Here is a 16,603-nt window from a genome sequence, read left to right on the forward strand (position 1 = left end):
GGTACGTATGTTAGGAATTGTAATTGCTACTCATGGAAAATTAAGTGATGGCTTAAAAGATGCCGCAGAAGTGATTGTCGGAACAACGAATAATATCGCTACAGTTAATTTAAATCCTGGCGATGATGTCCAAAATTTGGGACAAAAAATTGAAGTGGCTGTTAAAGAAGTCGATAAAAATGCAGGAGTCATTGTGTTGACTGATTTAGTAAGTGCTAGTCCATATAATCAATCTGTGTTGATCACTAATGGTTTAGCACCAGAACTTCAAGCGAATGTTTATATAATCGGTGGAGTTAATCTACCAATGCTACTAGAAACGATCAATCATCAAATCTTGAGTACACCGGTTGAAGAAATTGCAGCTGCTGTAATCGACCAAGGAAAAAATAGTTTAGATGTTTGGCATTTCTCAGAAACGGATGAAGATGACGACGAGGACGATTTTTAGAAAAGGGAGGCTAGACCAATGAAGTGGGGCTTTAGATGGTATGGAGAAAAAGGCGACTCCATTTCCTTAAACAATATTCGACAAATTCCAGGGATCAACGGGGTTGTTGGAACATTGCTGAATAAACTTCCAGGGGATGTCTGGGAAGTTTCAGAGATTCGTGAGTTAAAAGAATCAATTGAAAAAGAAAACTTAGAGTTATTAGGTATTGAAAGTGTAGCGATCCTTGATGCAATCAAAGCTGGGACAGCCGAACGTGATCATTACATCGATAACTATATTCAAACAATCAGAAACTTGTCTGAATGCGGTGTTCATTTAATCTGTTATAGTTTTAAACCAATTTTCGGTTGGGCTAAAACAACATTGAATTATGAAAATGAAGATGGCAGTTTGGCATTATTATACGATCAAGCGGTGGTCGATAACATGGAACCGGGTGATATGTATAAATTGATCAGCAGTCAGTCTAAAGGCTTCCAACTTTCTGGTTGGGAAGAAGAACGCTTAAATAAATTTAATTCTTTAGTTGAGATGTATGACGGCGTGACAGAAGAAGTTTTATTTGATAACTTGAAATATTTCCTTGAACGAATCATTCCAGTTTGTGAAGAAACGGATGTAAAAATGGGAATCCATCCGGACGATCCACCATGGGAAATTTTTGTCTTCCCTCGGATTACTAAAAATTTAGCGGATCTAAAACGTATCATCAGTATGGTCGATTCACCATATAATGGTGTAACCTTATGTACGGGCGCGTTAGGTGCAGATCCTAACAACGATATGGTTGAGATCATTCATGCTGTTGGAGATCGGATCAACTTTGTTCACTTCCGCAACGTAGAATTTTTAGGTTACCGCAAGTTTAAAGAGACGGCTCACTTATCGACAGAAGGGTCGCTTGATATGTATGCGATCATGGAAGCATTAATCGAAGTTGGCTTTGATGGAGTAGTTCGCCCAGATCATGGTCGAACACTTTGGGGAGAAGTCGCTAGACCCGGCTACGGTCTGTATGATCGGGCAATGGGGATTACCTATATGCAAGGATTGCACGAAGCAATCACAAAAAGTAAAAAATAGAGTTGCGTAGAAAGCGAGAGAAGAAAATGTCAGTAAATATGAATCATCCAGTTTATGAACAGTTAGCGAAAACAAAATTATTGCCGCTTTATACTGCGACTGATTTGGACTACTTAGCTAAAGTAGAAGAGATTTTGTTAGAAAATGACGTTCCATTGATCGAAGTGACTTTCCGCAGCGATTTAGCCAATGCAGCAATCAAACAGTTATCAGCCTCTGGTAAATTGATGGTTGGTGCAGGTACGGTTCGAACACTAGCAGAAGCCAAAAGTGCTGTTGAAAATGGGGCGAAATTTGTCGTTTCTCCAGCTGTTGTTCCTGATGTGATCGAATATTGTTTAGAACAAGGGATTCCTGTTTTCCCTGGAACTGCAACGCCAAGAGATATTCAATCGGCAGCAGATTACGGCATCAAAGTAGTGAAGTTTTTCCCGGCAGATATTTATGGCGGATTAAAAGCAATCAACGCTTTGAGCGGTCCATTCTATGATATCAACTTTTTGCCAACTGGCGGGATCAATGAAGATAATTTTGTAGAATATCTTGAAAATCCCCACGTTATGGGTGTAGGAGGCTCCTTTATCTTATCCGAGAAAATAGTCAAAGAAGATAATGGTGAACGAATGAGCCAAATTCTGCGGTCATTAGTTGAAAAAATCAAGTAGCTAATAAGAAAAGTATGCGGCGCTGAAAAGCGTCGTATATTTTTTGTATCAGGAAATGCTGGAACGTGCAATTAAAAGCGATCTCTTTGAGGTGTAGCGAGCCTTTTGGTGAGTAATAGAAAGGAAACGACAAAGAGGGACTAAAGTTGTCAGCGGGGGAATCTACGCTGTTTTTTTCTTTTAGACAAACAAAAATGTTGATAGAAAAGTCTAACTGATTTTCTATCAACCCAGAGTAGTATAGGAAATTGAATCCAACAAAAAGCATCAAGAGATGAAAATCTCCTGATGCTTTTTGTTGACTATTATTTATTTGCTCCGTTTAAAGCTTCCCATTTCCAATCTTCTACTTCTGGAATATCTGTTCCGTTTGCACGAATGTAATCGTGGTGGAAGGCCAATGTATCATCCATTTTTTGAGAGAAGTCTGCGGCTTTTTCACCGTAAGCTGCATTAGCTCCATCTTGAGCTAAGTGGAAACGATCCATTTCACTGAAGACCCGCATATCAAACGGCGTCGTGATATCGCCATTTTCACGGTAACCATGGATATGGATGTTATGATTGTGACGATCGAAGAAGATATCACGAACCATTCCTTCGTAACCATGGAAAGCAAAGACGATTGGTTTGTCTTTAGTAAAGATCGCATCGAATTGATCATCACTTAATCCGCGAGGATCAATTTCAGGATGACGCAATTTCAATAAATCAACGACATTGACAAAACGAATTTTCAGTTCAGGAAACTGTTTGTTCAAGATTGAAACAGCTGCTAAAGCTTCCAAGTTTGGTTCTGTACCAGCAGCAGCAACGACTAAATCAGGTTCTGCACCATTATCCGTACTTGCCCAGTCGATGACTTTCAAGCCTTCTTCCACTAATTCTTCTGCTTCAGTAGCTGAATAGAATTGTGGACGAGGGTGTTTACTTGAAACGATCAAGTTGATCACTTGTTTGTCTTGCATTGCTTTATCCATGACAGCCATCAAACTATTTGCATCGGCTGGTAAATATTCACGAATAAATTCTGGTTTTTTCTCAGCTAAGTGAGTCAATACACCTGGATCTTGGTGAGTATAACCATTGTGATCTTGTTGGAATACAGTTGATGTCGCGATAACATTCAATGCAGGGTATTCTTTCCGCCAAGCATGAGCACTAGCTTTACGCATCCATTTGAAGTGTTGAGTCAACATAGAATCAACGACACGTAAGAATGATTCGTAACTTGCAAAGAAACCATGACGCCCAGTTAGAACATAACCTTCTAAGAAACCTTCTGCTTGGTGTTCAGATAATTGACCATCAATTACTCGACCGGCTGAAGATTGCCATTCGTCAGTACTATTTTTTGGTTCTAACCATTGACGATCTGTCTTTTCGAAGACTTTATTCAAACGATTTGATTTTGTTTCATCTGGTCCGAAGATCCGGAAATTTGTTGGGTTGTTAACGACCATGTCACGAGCTTGTTGACCAAAGATGATCATATCTTGCGCCATTACTGAACCAGGAGTCGTTGTATCGATTGCGTATTGTTTCCAGTCAGGCATGTTCATTGGTTTTGGATCGATTCCGCCATTAGTGATTGGATTTGTCGACATCCGTTTATCGCCTTTAGGAGATAATTCTTTTAATTCAGCAACAATTTTGCCGTTTTCATCAAATAATTCTTCTGGGCGGTAAGATTTCAACCAATCAACCAATTTGTCTGCATGTTCCATATCTTCTGAACCGACAGGGATTGGAACTTGGTGAGCACGGAAAGTTCCTTCAAGTTGTTCGCCAGCCCATGTTTGAGGACCGGTCCAACCTTTAGGCGTTCTGAAAATAATGACTGGCCATGCAGGCATTTTAGCATCTTCAGCTTTGCCTTTACGAGCTTCGCTTTGGATTGCTTTGATTTCTTCGATGACTTCATCCAATACTTTTGCCATTAGTGGGTGAACTTCTGCAGGATCAGTTCCAACAACAAAATATGGTTTCCAACCCATACCTTCAAAATATTTTTTCAAGTCTTCATCACTTTTACGCGATAAAATTGTTGGGTTAGAGATTTTTCCGCCGTTTAAGTAAAGGATCGGTAAAACAGCACCATCGTTAACAGGGTTGATAAACGTATTTGAGAACCAACCAGCAGCAAGAGGGCCAGTTTCAGATTCACCATCACCAACTACAGTTGCAGCAATGACATCAGGATTGTCTAATACGGCACCTGTTGCATGAGATAATGCATAACCTAATTCGCCGCCTTCATGAATAGAACCTGGTGTTTCTGGTGCCGCATGAGAGGCGATACCGCCAGGAAAAGAAAAGATTTTGCAAAGTTTTTTAAGCCCAGCTTCATCTTCTGTGATTTCTGGATAAGTTTCTGTGTAGCTGCCATCAATATAAGAGTTTGAAACCATTACTTGACCGCCGTGACCAGGCCCTTCAATATAAAACATGTTCAAATCATATTTATTAATCGCACGATTCAAGTGAGCGTAAACAAAGTTTTGACCAGCAATGGTACCCCAGTGACCGATTGGATGAGTTTTAACATCTTCTTTTTTTAGCGGCTGTTTTAATAGTGGATTGTCTTTCAAATACATTTGAGCGACAGAGATATAGTTAGCAGCACGCCACCAAGCATCAACTTTATTTAAGTAGTCTTGAGAATCTAGGTTATTTGACATGTAGAAAATCTCCTTTTTAAGTAAATAATACTTTAATGTTTTCACACACAATATACATGGGTTTCTAACATTTGTAAACCCTTTTTTGGTATTTTTTACATTAAGTAGCGGATGTACTAATGTAAAATAACTTACAATAAATATTTCTAGTTTTTAAAACAGAACAACATGGAGTTTTAATAACAAAAAAATATTGTGATGATTTTAACTTAATTTTAGAATAAAAGAACTGAGTGTTATGGAGAAGCCAAATTTTAGTGAAGAATAGATCGCAGAAAATAAACAAAATAATAGCAGGTTTTTAAAATTTCATAAATAGATCCTTCTTTTTTCAGAAATTGATTCAAAATACCCAGAACTTTTTCAAATATTGCGCGTAAGCTGAATGGAACCTTAAAAGTTTTTTCTCTTACGAAAGTAGGAACCTCAAAACAAATAAAGCCGGCGCATCAGCGTCGGCTTTATTTATAGTAAATTAGTCGATCAATTATATACCCATGCATTTGCAAGCTGCGGCATGAGCTGTTCGAGAGTGTATCCTTGTTTACAATGGGCCTTATCTGGCGAATCATTTGGATCATAAACAATAATTTGATCAGTTTGAACACTTTTTTTGATTACCATAATGTGGCCGACATCGGTGAATTCTCCTGGATTGACAGAAACGACTATAGGTAGATTTTGGTTCAAATATTGTTGGATCTTGGCTTGATCTTTTCCAAGATTCTGTTCAGTTAATCCGTAATTTTGTGCAAAAGCTGGAAAAATCGACCAAGCGGTGCCTTGTCCCGTTTCATAATAACGATTGCCGCTCCACTGTAAAATCTCAGTGGGATAGACTGTACGATGTTCTCGATAAGAAAGAATCATTGCAAGTGAGGTGATAGCACAGCCGTTAGTAGCTAAATCATTTTGTCCAGTGCCGCTGCCATAGGCTTCGTTTGCCCAACGCAAATCGGTTTGCAACAGCAGGGGAAAGTCTTGACCTTGTTCTTGAAGATATTGATTCGCAGTGCTAGAGAAGTCTGCTTGACTGTTGACTTCATTACCAAAGTGAAAAATTCGATTAGAAAAAATTCCGAGGCTTGCGATCACTAAAAAGCAGCCTAGTAAAATTGAAAACGGACGAATTCGTCGCCGCATAAAAAACACCTCCACTCTTTCATTAAAACGAAAAATAGAGGAGGTGTCATCGGTCAAAAGTTGTAATTTATTCGAAGTCTTCTAATTCCAAGCTGAGCTCCTCCCAAGTTGAAAGCAATTCTTCCTGGTTGGATTTTTGTGCGTCTAACTTGTTTGTTAATTCTAATAACTGAACATGATCATTCAAAACATCTGGTTGGCTCATTTGGATCTCTAATTCAGCAATTTTTTGATCTAAAGCGGTGAGTGTTTCTTCGACCGTTTCAATTTTACGCCGCAAAGTGCGAATCAATTTTTGCTGCTCTTTATCTTGATGAAATTTCTTCTTTGGAACTTCGACGGGGGCCGCTTCTTTTGCCCGCAATTCAGCAATCTCTTCTTCTTCTTTTTTCTTTTCCAAATAGTAGTCATAATCACCAAGATATAATTTGCTGCCTTCAGGTGAAAGTTCGATTACTTTGTTGGCAATCCGATTGATAAAATAGCGGTCATGAGAAACAAACAACAGTGTGCCTTGATAATCAATCAAGGCATTTTCCAAAACTTCTTTGTTGTCGATGTCTAAGTGGTTTGTTGGTTCATCAAGGATCAAAAAATTTTCTTTATCCATAGAAAGTTTGGCCAGAGCGACTCGCGCTTTTTCACCGCCGCTCAATAGTGGAATGGTCTTTTCGACATCTTCACCACTAAAAAGGAAACCGCCCAACACACTGCGGATATCTTTTTCCGGAGTAGTAGGATGTTCATCCCACAATTCGGCTAAGATCGTTTTATTGCCGTGTAAATCGGCTTGTCCTTGGTCATAGTAGCCGATAGTGACATTGGTACCAAAATGCGGTTCTCCTTTGATAAAGGGAAGTTGTCCAATCAAAGATTTCAATAACGTAGACTTTCCGATCCCGTTTGGTCCAACAAGCGCGATTGCGTCTTCTTTGCGGATATCTAGATCAATCGGTTCAGACAGCGTTTTTTCATAACCAATCGCGGCATCTTCAACCTGCAAGACGACATTACCAGAAACTTTGTCAATATCAAACATGAATCTCGCTGATTTTTCTTTACCATCAGGTCGATCCAAACGATCCATTTTTTCTAAGGTTTTGCGTCGGCTTTGTGCCCGTTTCGTTGTGGAAGCACGAACTAAATTTCGAGCGACAAAATCTTCGAGTTTTTCGATTTTGTCTTGTTGTTTCTCATAGGCTTTCCAATCGCTAGCAAGCTGTGCAGCTTTCAAATCCAAATAGCGGGAATAATTGCCGGTATAATGACGAATCTTATGGCGTGAGAGCTCATAGATCTCATTTACGACTCGATCCAAAAAGTAGCGGTCATGTGAAACAATCAGTAACGCCCCGGAATATCCTTGTAAATAGTCTTCCAACCAAGCCAATGTTTCAATATCTAAATGATTGGTCGGTTCATCAAGAATCAAAATATCAGGCTTGACCAGCAGCATTCGAGCTAAAGCTAAACGGGTCTTTTGGCCGCCGGATAAGGTACTGATCTCTTTGTCATAAAAACTGTCATCAAATTTGAATCCATGAAGGACGCTACGAATCTCGTTTTCATAGCCATAACCATTTTGCTCATTAAAATCATGTTGAAGCTGATCGTACTCTTTCAATAAGGAAGTGTAGTGGGAATCACTCTCAGGCGTTTCACCGAGCTTGATCTCGACTTCTCGCATCCGAGTTTCCATTTGACGAACATTTTCGAAAGCTTTCAGCATCTCATTCCAAATTGTTTCATTTGAATCCAGTCCAGTATCTTGAGCTAGATAACCTAAAGTGGCTTGTTTATTTTTGATAACTTGCCCAGCATCAGGTGCTTCGATGTTGGCAATAATTTTTAACAGCGTAGATTTACCCGCGCCATTTCGTCCAACTAGACCGATTCGTGCTTTACTATCAACTTCAAGATGAATATTTTCGAATAAAGTGTCGGCACCAAAATAGCGGGCGATTTGATTTGCTTGTAATAAAATCATTGGATATCTTCCTTAAATTTATTTTTCCGAATGGATTCAGTCTACCATATTTTTGGAGACGTTGCGATTGGAAGCGGTCATTTTACTGGATCGTGATTTTTTCACAAAATTTCGAGCAAGTACGTTGCAATTATACAGACATTCTTGCTATTATAGTTCAGTAGTAAACATTTACGAATTTTTTTAATGAAGGAGAGTTATTGTGAAAGAAAATGCAATTCCAAAAGCAACTGTTAAACGACTACCGTTATACTATCGGTATTTACGTATATTAAATAATGCAGGAAAAACGAAAGTGTCTTCAACGGAACTAAGTGAGGCAATCCAAGTCGATAGTGCTACAATCCGTCGTGATTTTTCTTATTTTGGCGAGTTAGGCAAACGTGGATACGGATATGATGTAGAAGACTTGATGTATTTCTTTGGAAAGATCTTGAATGACGATCAATTGACGAATGTCGCTTTAGTCGGTGTCGGGAATTTAGGAAGCGCCTTGTTAAAATTCAAGTTCCATCAAAGCAATAGCATCCGCGTAAGTTGCGCTTTTGATATCAAAGAAGATATCGTGGGACGTATTGTGGATGGTATTCCTGTATATCCATTAGATAGTATGGTAGAACAAATCAAATTACAACAAATCGAAATCGCAATTTTGACTTTGCCTGCCGAACAAGGGCAGCAAGTCGTGGATCAATTGGCTGAAGCAGGGATTAAAGGAATCTTGAACTTTACTGCAGCCCGTCTGACTGCACCAGATGATATCATTATTCAAAGTGTTGATTTGACGAATGAATTGCAAACATTGATCTATTTCCTACATCACAACACGGATAACAAATAAAAGAAGTTGTGATAGGAGTAGGCAGTTTTAAGAAATAAGAAGCAATTTTGATTTATTTTCGAAGAAACTGCTGGAACACCGATTACTCGAAAAAAGGGATGAGACAAAAATTTTGTCTCATCCCTTTTTATCTGGAATCAATGCTCACTGAACAATGATTGATAATCTGTTATTTCTGAATCTGTTGGTAATTGCTGCAAAAGTTCTTCTAAAGAATGAAAATCGATAAAACGAGCTTGACGACTCACTTCTTTTCCTTTGTGAAAGACTAAAACCGCAGGTACCGTCAATACTTCAAAGAAGCCGGCCAGTTCAGGTTCGTGCATAATATCCAACTGATGAAAAGCAATCGCATTCGTTTCAGCAAGTTTTTTAACTCTAGGCGCATCAACATGGCAAATACTGCACGTTTCCGAAGAAATGAATACGATGTTGTTCATCTCTGTAGCAATCACCTGTTTGACACTTGCTAAGGTAGCCATAAGCAAACTTCCTTTCTTAGTAAACACTTTGTCTGTAAGATAACTAGAAAGAGTCACTCTGTCAATTTTATTGTTTGAAATAAATAGTTGTCCAATTTAATAAAAAGCGTTATACTCTCTAATGTATCGCGGGTGTAGTTTAGTGGTAAAACAGAAGCTTCCCAAGCTTCCGTCGCGAGTTCGATTCTCGTCACCCGCTTCCTTGAAGAGTGCCAATACCTTGATACCAAAGGATTGGCACTCTTTTTTTGGTTGTTACACAAAAATTACACAAAAAAATTAAAAAAGAATCGAAAGAAGCGTTTAATAAAAACTCCGCTAGTTTATTTACAGCAGAGTTCTTGAAAGGTATTCTGTTTATTTGGAATGATCAAGACTGCTTGGCTGTCGATTCGTGCTACACTTTATCAAGAATTTTAATATCTGCATCGTCTGAGTGTTGCGTTGTGATTTCATCTTTGAAGATTGAGAGATCCTTTTGGAAGATGTATTTACTAAATTGTTCGCTTAGTATTTGGCTGACATTTCGATAAGCAAACGTCGGCGTGTTCGGTAAAGTATAGTAGTAAAGACCATTTTTTTCATAAACGGGCTGATCAACGGTTGTAAATTGATTGCCTTCAATGGCGTTTCCAGCATCTGCTGCTATATCAATAATGAAGGTGCCTTTTTTTAACTGGGCTTGTTCTTCGATAGATAAAATCGGCTCACCGGAATCGCCGACTCTGATTCCATTAACAATAATCGAGTATTTAGACAACTGTCGTTTGAAATTCGGCAATGTTTTGCGATAAAAAAGTTGGACAGATGAAGAAAGTTTTGAAACGCCATGGAATGCGCCTTGTGCGGTATTTCCTGAGCCTAAAATAGCGATCTCGTGGTCGCTAGTTGGTAGAAGACCAAAACTCAGCAGTGCATGCAATACCCCAGCATAACCAGCATAAAAGCTGTTTTGATAAACAAAGTTTTTCGGAATGATTTTTGAAGGATAAGATTTTCCTTGATAAAACATGGTAGGTGCTTGATTATCGATATCAAGAATGTAGAGATTTTTAGGAATTGCTTGAGTTTCCATAAATTTTTTGCCAGATCCTAATGGATGAGTCCAGCCGATGATCATCTGGTTTGGTCGGATTAAGTCATAGTCGCATGGTTGGATGATTTTTAAGGAAAAAATACCATCACATAGGGCGAAGATTTCAGTACGATTTAAAATCGTGCAGCCTGCTTGCTGATACTCTTCATCAGCGATACCTAGCGAGTCTCCGAAACCGTTTTCGATATAAATCGAATTAGCAAATTGCTTGATGTGTTCAGGAAGTAAAGGAAGTCGGCGCTCATGCGGAAAATCTGTTTTTAGAAAACCCAATTTCATAATAACATCTCCATTCTATTCTTATTATTTTATATATAATATTATTTAAAAATATCTTTTATAGATACTTTTATATTATTTAGTCTAACATAGATTATCAATTATTTTCTATAACTAAGTATATTATGTTAGAAAATAAACGGTAACTACTGATCGATAGTCGACTTAAAGGATAGAGTTGCTGAATCATTCGTTTTATTCTGATAGTTGATTTTTTATATCAGCAGATATTTTCCTGTCAATCGATCTTTTTTTGATGAGTTCTTGCTATTTAATTAGTGGTTGGGGTATGCTAATGGAGATGTGGGGAGAAGACCTCCACAAGGATAATCTATCCTGATTAAATCAACGTTTGTGGCTGAGCGTTGATTTTTTTTATATATTTCTGAAAGTAGAGTATGTGTAAAAGAATATTCAGAATCAGTGATGAGTTATAGGAAATCTGGAATGGCGCGATCTTTTTAGTTAAAAAGGGTGATACTCGTGAATCTGTTGGATTTCCTCTAAGTGTCGGCATATACTTAGGCATCAATCATGGAAACAAAAAATTTATTGGGCAAAGTTTGGTATACTGATTAAAAGAACCAGCGTTCTATCTAGCAGGACGTAACGGAAAGTTTGTTGATGAAAAGGAGTTGAGGGTTTGTCAGATTATCAAATGGAAAAAACGATGGGAAAGTTTTTTCGCAGTAAAGGATCAAAGGTAACCGGAATCGTCCGAATCTTAGGAAGTTGGTATGATTACAAAGTAGTCAATGGATCGCCAGAGCCAGGAGATATGTTGGAAGTTATTGATTTTACCAGTCGGGAACTATTAGTTGTCATCAATAATAATCTAGAAGAAAGAGATGTGAATTATATTGTTAATCTTTAATATCATTTTATTCATTATCGCAATCGTCATCGTTTTGTTTATCCTCAGCCAGTTGGTCGTAATTGTCCAACAAGGGGAGGTCAAAGTAGTTGAGAGTTTTGGGAAATATGTGAAAACATTAGAGCCAGGTCTGCATTTTTTGATCCCGATTCTATACGTAGTTCGTCGACGCGTTTCTTTAAAACAAACACCGATCCAAATTGAACCGCAAAGTGTGATTACCCGCGACAATGTTATTGTAGAAATCGATGAAGCCATCAAGTATCATGTGACAGATGCCCGAGCTTTTGTCTATGATAACGAAGATTCGGTCACTTCAATGATCCAAGATTGTCAATCTAATTTGCGTGGAATTATTGGAAAGATGGAGTTAAACGAGGTACTAAATGGGACCGAAGAAATCAATCTGAATCTTTATGAAAGTGTCAAAGATATTACTTCTGGTTATGGTTTATCGATTGATCGGATCAATATCGGAGAAATCTCTGTTTCAGATGAGATTGTCAATTCAATGAACAAATTGATTACTGCTAGTCGTGACAAAGAATCATTGATCACGATCTCTGAAGGGAAAAAACAATCGGTGATTTTGGAATCTGAAGCAAAATCATCTGAAATGCAGATCGATGCCGAAGCGCGAGCACGACAAACAAAAATTGATGCGGATGCGCGAGCTGAACGAACTAAAATCGATGCCGCAGCAGAAGCTGAGCGGATCGCTAAGATTACAGAAGCGGAAACTGCCCGGATCAAAGAAATCAATCAAGCAATCGCAGACAGCAATTTAACGGATGAAATGATTGCTTATCTAGGCATCGAAGCTTTCAAACATGTCGTTGAAAATAATGGCAATACCGTAATCATGCCAAGTAATTTAACAGAGCTGGGTAATATTCCAGCAATCAAAGAAATTTGGCAACAAACAAAATAATAACTGTTTTTAGTTTACTCGTGATTTCTTGTTGACTGGAACAAAATATCCGAATAAATTTTTTGATTCGTCAATTGGATGAAAAACGAGTTATTAAAATCAATTAGGAGTTGAAGGGTCATCGCGTCAAAGAAACAAACCTCTAAAATCATTTCAGCAATCGTTGTTGTATTAGCGGGGATCTATGGTGTCTATTCGCAAGTAGCACCAAAGGAATCAAAGGATATAAAAAGCACTGTTAGTCAATTATCAGAAGTTCCAGATTACGATGGGGAACATCAAACGATCGAATTGAATCACAATCAGCCCAACTTTTCAAAGGAAGATCTTTCGTTGGATGCGGGGACTTGGACGCGATTTTCTGATTTAGATAAATTAAATCGTGTAGGGACAGCCAATGCAATGCTGGGGAAAGACTTAATGCCTGATCAAGAAAGAGAACGGCTCTATGTGAAGCCAACAGGCTGGCATCAAAAATTCTATAATGATGAACCGTTATACAATCGCGCGCATTTGATCGCCCACCAATTTTCAGGTGAGAACAATAATCTGAAAAATTTAATGACTGGAACAGCCGCGATGAACGATCCTGGAATGAATGATCATGAGATCGAAATCGGAAATTATATTCGAAAAACCAATCACCATGTTCGCTATCGTGTGACACCTTATTTCAAAGGCGACGAATTGGTCGCTCGTGGAGTACAGATGGAAGCACAAAGTATTGAAGATGATCAGATTTCATTCAACTTGTTTATTTATAATATCCAAGAGGGCATCAAAATCGATTATCAAACCGGATATTCAAATAAAGAATAAAAATAAACTATCCAATTTTTTGATTGGATAGTTTTTTTGTAACAAAATAAAAAACCGAGGGGCATCCTCGGTTTAATGGATTAGTTTAATGAGCTGCTATTTTCCATAACTTCATCGATCAAGCCGTAAGCTTTTGCTTCTTCGGCCGACATGAAGTTGTCACGATCTGTGTCGCGTTCAATGACTTCGATTGGTTGACCAGTACGTTCTGATAAAATGTTGTTTAAACGTTCACGCGTCTTCAAGATATGGCGTGCAGCGATTTCGATTTCAGTCGCTTGACCTTGTGCACCGCCAAGTGGTTGGTGAATCATGATTTCAGCATTTGGTAAGGCGAAACGTTTCCCTTTCGCACCAGCCGTTAGTAAGAAGCTGCCCATTGAAGCTGCCATGCCCAGTACAATAGTTTGTACATCAGCTTTAACAAAATTCATTGTATCAAAAATTGCTAAACCAGCAGATACGCTTCCTCCTGGGGAATTAATGTAAAGATAAATATCCTTCTCAGAATCTTGGGCATCCAAGAAAAGTAATTGGGCGATGATGGTGTTTGCCATATCATCGTTTACTTCGCCGCTAAGCATGATGATGCGGTCTTTTAATAAACGAGAGTAAATGTCGTAAGCACGTTCGCCACGAGATGATTGTTCAATGACTGTAGGAACTAAATTCATAGTGAATCCTCCTTAAAATATTGTTCGTAGATTAGTTTAGCACAAACAAGGTTAGATTGCTAAAACTTAAAAAGAGTATACAACGTTGGTCAGTTTTGGTCAAATAGAAGGCTCCACTTTTTTTACAAGGGTCAACTATCGTAAAAATAGGAAAATATGGTACTATTAATAACGATAAGAACATGCTAACCTTCCCGTTTTTGTGCAGGATCAAGAGTTGATGGTTGAATGGATAATTGATCTGTATAAAATGGGTTTTATTCTTTGCAAAAGTAATTTTATCATTATAAAGTAGGAGGAACAAACGTGGAAATTGCATTTATCGGACTGATCGGTGTATTGATCGGAGCGGGAGTGACGGGAATCGCCACCTTTGCGGTGATCAAGCACATTGATTCACGTCGTTATCGTGAAAGAGAATTGGAACATCAGGTGAAAGAAATCGAAACGATCAATCTCTTGAATAAAAAAATCAATGAAATCTTATCCAAGCGCAATGTTTTGATGCAAGACTATGTCGCATTCAATTCATTTGATGATTGTTATATCACGATCGATGATTTTATCTATTTGAATTCATTTACAGCTCAAAATAGTTTTTATTTGCCCAATTATTTGATCGAAGAATTTTTCAAAAATATTTCTCATCGAAAAGTTATTTTATCACCTGAAGAAACGGTGAAAATCGGCGGTTTTACTTATAAAGGCGGTCGGATCGTAATGGAAACTTTTTCTGAACAATTGTTAGAAATTTTAAATGAAAAAAGACAGCAATTATCTCGTTCAACGAAACAGCCATTGCGCTATTTCAATGTACAATAATCAATAAAAAAATTTAAAACAGATTATGCAACTAATAATCTATGATTACAGACGAGGTGAGAATAGATGACAGTAATTATTGCTCATCGCGGGAGTGCTGGGACTCACCCAGAAAATACATTGCCTGCGTTTATGGAAGCAGTTCGCTCAGGAGTGGATGGGATTGAGTTGGATGTCCATCTGACAGCTGATCAACAGCTAGTCGTCATCCATGATGAAAGTGTCGATCGGACAACAGACGGTACCGGCTTGATTCGTGAATTGACATTAGAAGAGATCAAGGAACTTGATGCTGGCAGCTGGTTTGATGAAAAATATCAAGCAACAAAGATTTCAACGTTACAAGAGGTTTTGAATCTATTACTACAAATGCGCTTTAGAGGCTTTTTGTGTATCGAACTCAAGACAAACAAGTTTCATTATCCTGGAATCGAGAAAAAAATTTCAGCGGTCATGACCAGCAAAAAATGGCCGTTTGATTATTGGTACGCAAGTTTTAATCTTGATTCGCTGCGAATCATGCACGAATACGAACCAGATATTCAATATAACTTGCTTCAAAAAAATGATTTAGAAAAATACAAACAAGTTTTAGCGACAGATTTTATTGAAGGGTTGCATCCAAATTATGATTGGGTCAAACAGCATCCTGAAATCGTTAAAAATTTTCCAAAGGCGATTCGTCCTTGGACACCGAATTTGTATGAAACGATGATGACTTGTTTTGAAAATAATTTTGCTGGCATAATCACCGATTTTCCGGAAAAAGCGATTCGTATGAGAAGCAGGTACAATCAATGAAAGTAATTGCGATTGTAGGACCGACTGCGGTTGGCAAAACGAGTCTAAGTATTGAATTAGCCAAACGTTTCAATGGGGAGATTATCAGCGGCGATTCTATGCAAGTTTATCGCGGGCTGGATATTGGGACAGCCAAGGTGACGAGAGAAGAAATGGAAGGAATTCCGCATTATTTGATCGATGTACGAAATGACGACGAAAGTTATTCAGCTGCTGATTTTCAAATAGCTGCCAGACAAGCGATCCAAGAGATTACTAAAAAAGGCAAATTACCGATCGTCGTTGGCGGCACGGGCTTATATATCCAATCGTTGTTATGGGATTACAAGCTGGGCAGCGAAGGGAAACTAGAGGACGATTCGTTGCGAAAAAAATACGAAGCTTTTGCGGAAAAAAATGGCAATCAAGCATTGTGGGAAAAATTACGCACAACCGATCCTTTAGCAGCAGAAAAAATCCATTACAATAATCGCAAAAAAATGATTCGAGCTTTAGAAGTTTTTCAACTGACGGGTCATTCGATCTTAGAACCAAAAGAACAGCCTAAAAAACTTTACGATAGTTTCTTGATTGGACTCAATACAGAACGCACGGTTTTGTATCAGCGAATCAATCAACGGGTGGATCTTCTGGTTCAGCAAGGCTTGTTAGAAGAGGCTGAAAAACTGGCAAAAACACCCAATGTTCAGGCAGCCCAAGGAATTGGCTATAAAGAGTTGTTCCCTTATTTTTCAGGAAATTCTTCGTTAGCGGAAGCATTAGAGGAAGTGAAGCTGCATTCACGCCGTTATGCCAAGCGTCAATTAACTTGGTTTCGCAATCGAATGTCTGTTCAGTGGTATGATTTAGTCCAGCATCCTGAAGAAATCTTAGAAATTGAATCGGCAGTTGCTAAATGGCTAAAAAACAAGTAAGAAAAAGTTAGATTAAATCAGCAGTTTTTTAATATTATTGGACAGTTGAAGAATCAA

16 protein-coding genes and 1 tRNA gene are annotated in these 16,603 nt (G+C 38.3%); 11 read left to right on the forward strand and 6 right to left on the reverse strand.

The features are described from left to right. The first annotated feature begins 7 nt into the window (after positions 1 to 7). The 3 genes from FFM68_RS04165 to FFM68_RS04175 are packed head-to-tail and all read left to right on the forward strand — an operon-like array spanning position 8 to position 2,202. On the forward strand, positions 8 to 451 hold the full coding sequence (locus FFM68_RS04165; protein WP_137618185.1) for a PTS sugar transporter subunit IIA: 444 nt from the start codon (positions 8 to 10) through the stop codon (positions 449 to 451). A gap of 18 nt (positions 452 to 469) precedes the next feature. Next, positions 470 to 1,537: a mannonate dehydratase gene (uxuA, locus tag FFM68_RS04170; protein WP_137618186.1), complete on the forward strand. Its 1,068-nt coding sequence runs from the start codon at positions 470 to 472 to the stop codon at positions 1,535 to 1,537. A gap of 26 nt (positions 1,538 to 1,563) precedes the next feature. Beyond that, a complete protein-coding gene (locus tag FFM68_RS04175; RefSeq protein ID WP_137618187.1) occupies positions 1,564 to 2,202 on the forward strand; it encodes a bifunctional 4-hydroxy-2-oxoglutarate aldolase/2-dehydro-3-deoxy-phosphogluconate aldolase in 639 nt (212 codons plus the stop codon). A 305-nt stretch (positions 2,203 to 2,507) separates the two neighbouring features. Here the strand turns inward: FFM68_RS04175 and FFM68_RS04180 are convergent, their stop codons facing one another. The 3 genes from FFM68_RS04180 to FFM68_RS04190 form a co-directional block, all read right to left on the reverse strand. Further along, positions 2,508 to 4,883, reverse strand: coding sequence for a phosphoketolase family protein (locus tag FFM68_RS04180; RefSeq protein ID WP_137618188.1), 2,376 nt, complete (start codon positions 4,881 to 4,883; stop codon positions 2,508 to 2,510). Between the two features lie 483 nt (positions 4,884 to 5,366). Continuing rightward, on the reverse strand, positions 5,367 to 6,026 hold the full coding sequence (locus FFM68_RS04185) for a C39 family peptidase (RefSeq protein WP_137618189.1): 660 nt from the start codon (positions 6,024 to 6,026) through the stop codon (positions 5,367 to 5,369). A 67-nt stretch (positions 6,027 to 6,093) separates the two neighbouring features. Beyond that, positions 6,094 to 8,013 carry an ABC-F family ATP-binding cassette domain-containing protein gene (locus FFM68_RS04190; RefSeq protein WP_137618190.1) on the reverse strand — a complete coding sequence of 640 codons (1,920 nt, stop codon included), beginning with the start codon at positions 8,011 to 8,013 and terminating at the stop codon, positions 6,094 to 6,096. 202 nt (positions 8,014 to 8,215) lie between these two features. On the opposite strand from FFM68_RS04190, the gene FFM68_RS04195 reads away from it, so the two are divergent. Further along, positions 8,216 to 8,854, forward strand: coding sequence for a redox-sensing transcriptional repressor Rex (locus FFM68_RS04195; protein ID WP_137618191.1), 639 nt, complete (start codon positions 8,216 to 8,218; stop codon positions 8,852 to 8,854). Between the two features lie 137 nt (positions 8,855 to 8,991). On the opposite strand, the gene FFM68_RS04200 is transcribed toward FFM68_RS04195, so the two are convergent. Beyond that, positions 8,992 to 9,336, reverse strand: coding sequence for a thioredoxin family protein (locus FFM68_RS04200; RefSeq protein ID WP_137618192.1), 345 nt, complete (start codon positions 9,334 to 9,336; stop codon positions 8,992 to 8,994). 128 nt (positions 9,337 to 9,464) lie between these two features. Between FFM68_RS04200 and FFM68_RS04205 the strand changes: the two genes are divergently transcribed. Continuing rightward, positions 9,465 to 9,535: transfer RNA gene (locus FFM68_RS04205), tRNA-Gly, on the forward strand. 198 nt (positions 9,536 to 9,733) lie between these two features. On the opposite strand, the gene FFM68_RS04210 is transcribed toward FFM68_RS04205, so the two are convergent. Further along, the gene (locus FFM68_RS04210) at positions 9,734 to 10,711 is read right to left on the reverse strand and encodes a Rossmann-fold NAD(P)-binding domain-containing protein (protein WP_137618193.1); all 978 of its coding nucleotides are present in this window, start codon (positions 10,709 to 10,711) and stop codon (positions 9,734 to 9,736) included. A gap of 643 nt (positions 10,712 to 11,354) precedes the next feature. On the opposite strand from FFM68_RS04210, the gene FFM68_RS04215 reads away from it, so the two are divergent. The 3 genes from FFM68_RS04215 (at position 11,355) to FFM68_RS04225 (ending at position 13,335) form a co-directional block, all read left to right on the forward strand. Further along, positions 11,355 to 11,585: a hypothetical protein gene (locus FFM68_RS04215; protein ID WP_239585066.1), complete on the forward strand. Its 231-nt coding sequence runs from the start codon at positions 11,355 to 11,357 to the stop codon at positions 11,583 to 11,585. Next, the gene (locus FFM68_RS04220; RefSeq protein ID WP_137618194.1) at positions 11,572 to 12,516 is read left to right on the forward strand and encodes an SPFH domain-containing protein; all 945 of its coding nucleotides are present in this window, start codon (positions 11,572 to 11,574) and stop codon (positions 12,514 to 12,516) included. Before FFM68_RS04215 ends, FFM68_RS04220 begins: the two co-directional genes overlap by 14 nt. Positions 12,517 to 12,636: 120 nt before the next feature. Next, positions 12,637 to 13,335: a DNA/RNA non-specific endonuclease gene (locus tag FFM68_RS04225; protein ID WP_167483457.1), complete on the forward strand. Its 699-nt coding sequence runs from the start codon at positions 12,637 to 12,639 to the stop codon at positions 13,333 to 13,335. Between the two features lie 80 nt (positions 13,336 to 13,415). Here FFM68_RS04225 and clpP read toward each other — a convergent pair whose 3' ends face one another. Beyond that, a complete protein-coding gene (clpP, locus tag FFM68_RS04230) occupies positions 13,416 to 14,009 on the reverse strand; it encodes an ATP-dependent Clp endopeptidase proteolytic subunit ClpP (protein ID WP_137609106.1) in 594 nt (197 codons plus the stop codon). A 306-nt stretch (positions 14,010 to 14,315) separates the two neighbouring features. Here clpP and FFM68_RS04235 point away from each other — a divergent pair, with 306 nt between their 5' ends. The 3 genes from FFM68_RS04235 (at position 14,316) to miaA (ending at position 16,546) form a co-directional block, all read left to right on the forward strand. Beyond that, the gene (locus FFM68_RS04235) at positions 14,316 to 14,831 is read left to right on the forward strand and encodes a hypothetical protein (RefSeq protein ID WP_137618196.1); all 516 of its coding nucleotides are present in this window, start codon (positions 14,316 to 14,318) and stop codon (positions 14,829 to 14,831) included. Positions 14,832 to 14,897: 66 nt separating this feature from the next. After that, positions 14,898 to 15,632 carry a glycerophosphodiester phosphodiesterase gene (locus FFM68_RS04240; protein WP_137618197.1) on the forward strand — a complete coding sequence of 245 codons (735 nt, stop codon included), beginning with the start codon at positions 14,898 to 14,900 and terminating at the stop codon, positions 15,630 to 15,632. Beyond that, positions 15,629 to 16,546 (forward strand): tRNA (adenosine(37)-N6)-dimethylallyltransferase MiaA, encoded by a 918-nt coding sequence (gene miaA, locus FFM68_RS04245; protein WP_137618198.1) that lies wholly within the window; start codon positions 15,629 to 15,631, stop codon positions 16,544 to 16,546. The genes FFM68_RS04240 and miaA overlap by 4 nt, the downstream gene beginning before the upstream one ends. Positions 16,547 to 16,603: the final 57 nt, after the last annotated feature.

Origin of the sequence: Enterococcus xiangfangensis (genome assembly GCF_005405365.1) — a bacterium.
GTDB lineage: Bacteria > Bacillota > Bacilli > Lactobacillales > Enterococcaceae > Enterococcus_A > Enterococcus_A xiangfangensis.

What these genes read in the sequence shown, in the direction of transcription:
- FFM68_RS04190 (WP_137618190.1), bottom strand. Translation starts at nt 8,013, where the DNA reads ATGATTTTATTACAAGCAAATCAAATCGCCCGCTATTTTGGTGCCGAC.
- FFM68_RS04185 (WP_137618189.1), bottom strand. Translation starts at nt 6,026, where the DNA reads ATGCGGCGACGAATTCGTCCGTTTTCAATTTTACTAGGCTGCTTTTTA.
- FFM68_RS04200 (WP_137618192.1), bottom strand. Translation starts at nt 9,336, where the DNA reads ATGGCTACCTTAGCAAGTGTCAAACAGGTGATTGCTACAGAGATGAAC.
- uxuA (WP_137618186.1), top strand. Translation starts at nt 470, where the DNA reads ATGAAGTGGGGCTTTAGATGGTATGGAGAAAAAGGCGACTCCATTTCC.
- FFM68_RS04240 (WP_137618197.1), top strand. Translation starts at nt 14,898, where the DNA reads ATGACAGTAATTATTGCTCATCGCGGGAGTGCTGGGACTCACCCAGAA.
- FFM68_RS04180 (WP_137618188.1), bottom strand. Translation starts at nt 4,883, where the DNA reads ATGTCAAATAACCTAGATTCTCAAGACTACTTAAATAAAGTTGATGCT.
- miaA (WP_137618198.1), top strand. Translation starts at nt 15,629, where the DNA reads ATGAAAGTAATTGCGATTGTAGGACCGACTGCGGTTGGCAAAACGAGT.
- clpP (WP_137609106.1), bottom strand. Translation starts at nt 14,009, where the DNA reads ATGAATTTAGTTCCTACAGTCATTGAACAATCATCTCGTGGCGAACGT.
- FFM68_RS04210 (WP_137618193.1), bottom strand. Translation starts at nt 10,711, where the DNA reads ATGAAATTGGGTTTTCTAAAAACAGATTTTCCGCATGAGCGCCGACTT.
- FFM68_RS04175 (WP_137618187.1), top strand. Translation starts at nt 1,564, where the DNA reads ATGTCAGTAAATATGAATCATCCAGTTTATGAACAGTTAGCGAAAACA.
- FFM68_RS04165 (WP_137618185.1), top strand. Translation starts at nt 8, where the DNA reads ATGTTAGGAATTGTAATTGCTACTCATGGAAAATTAAGTGATGGCTTA.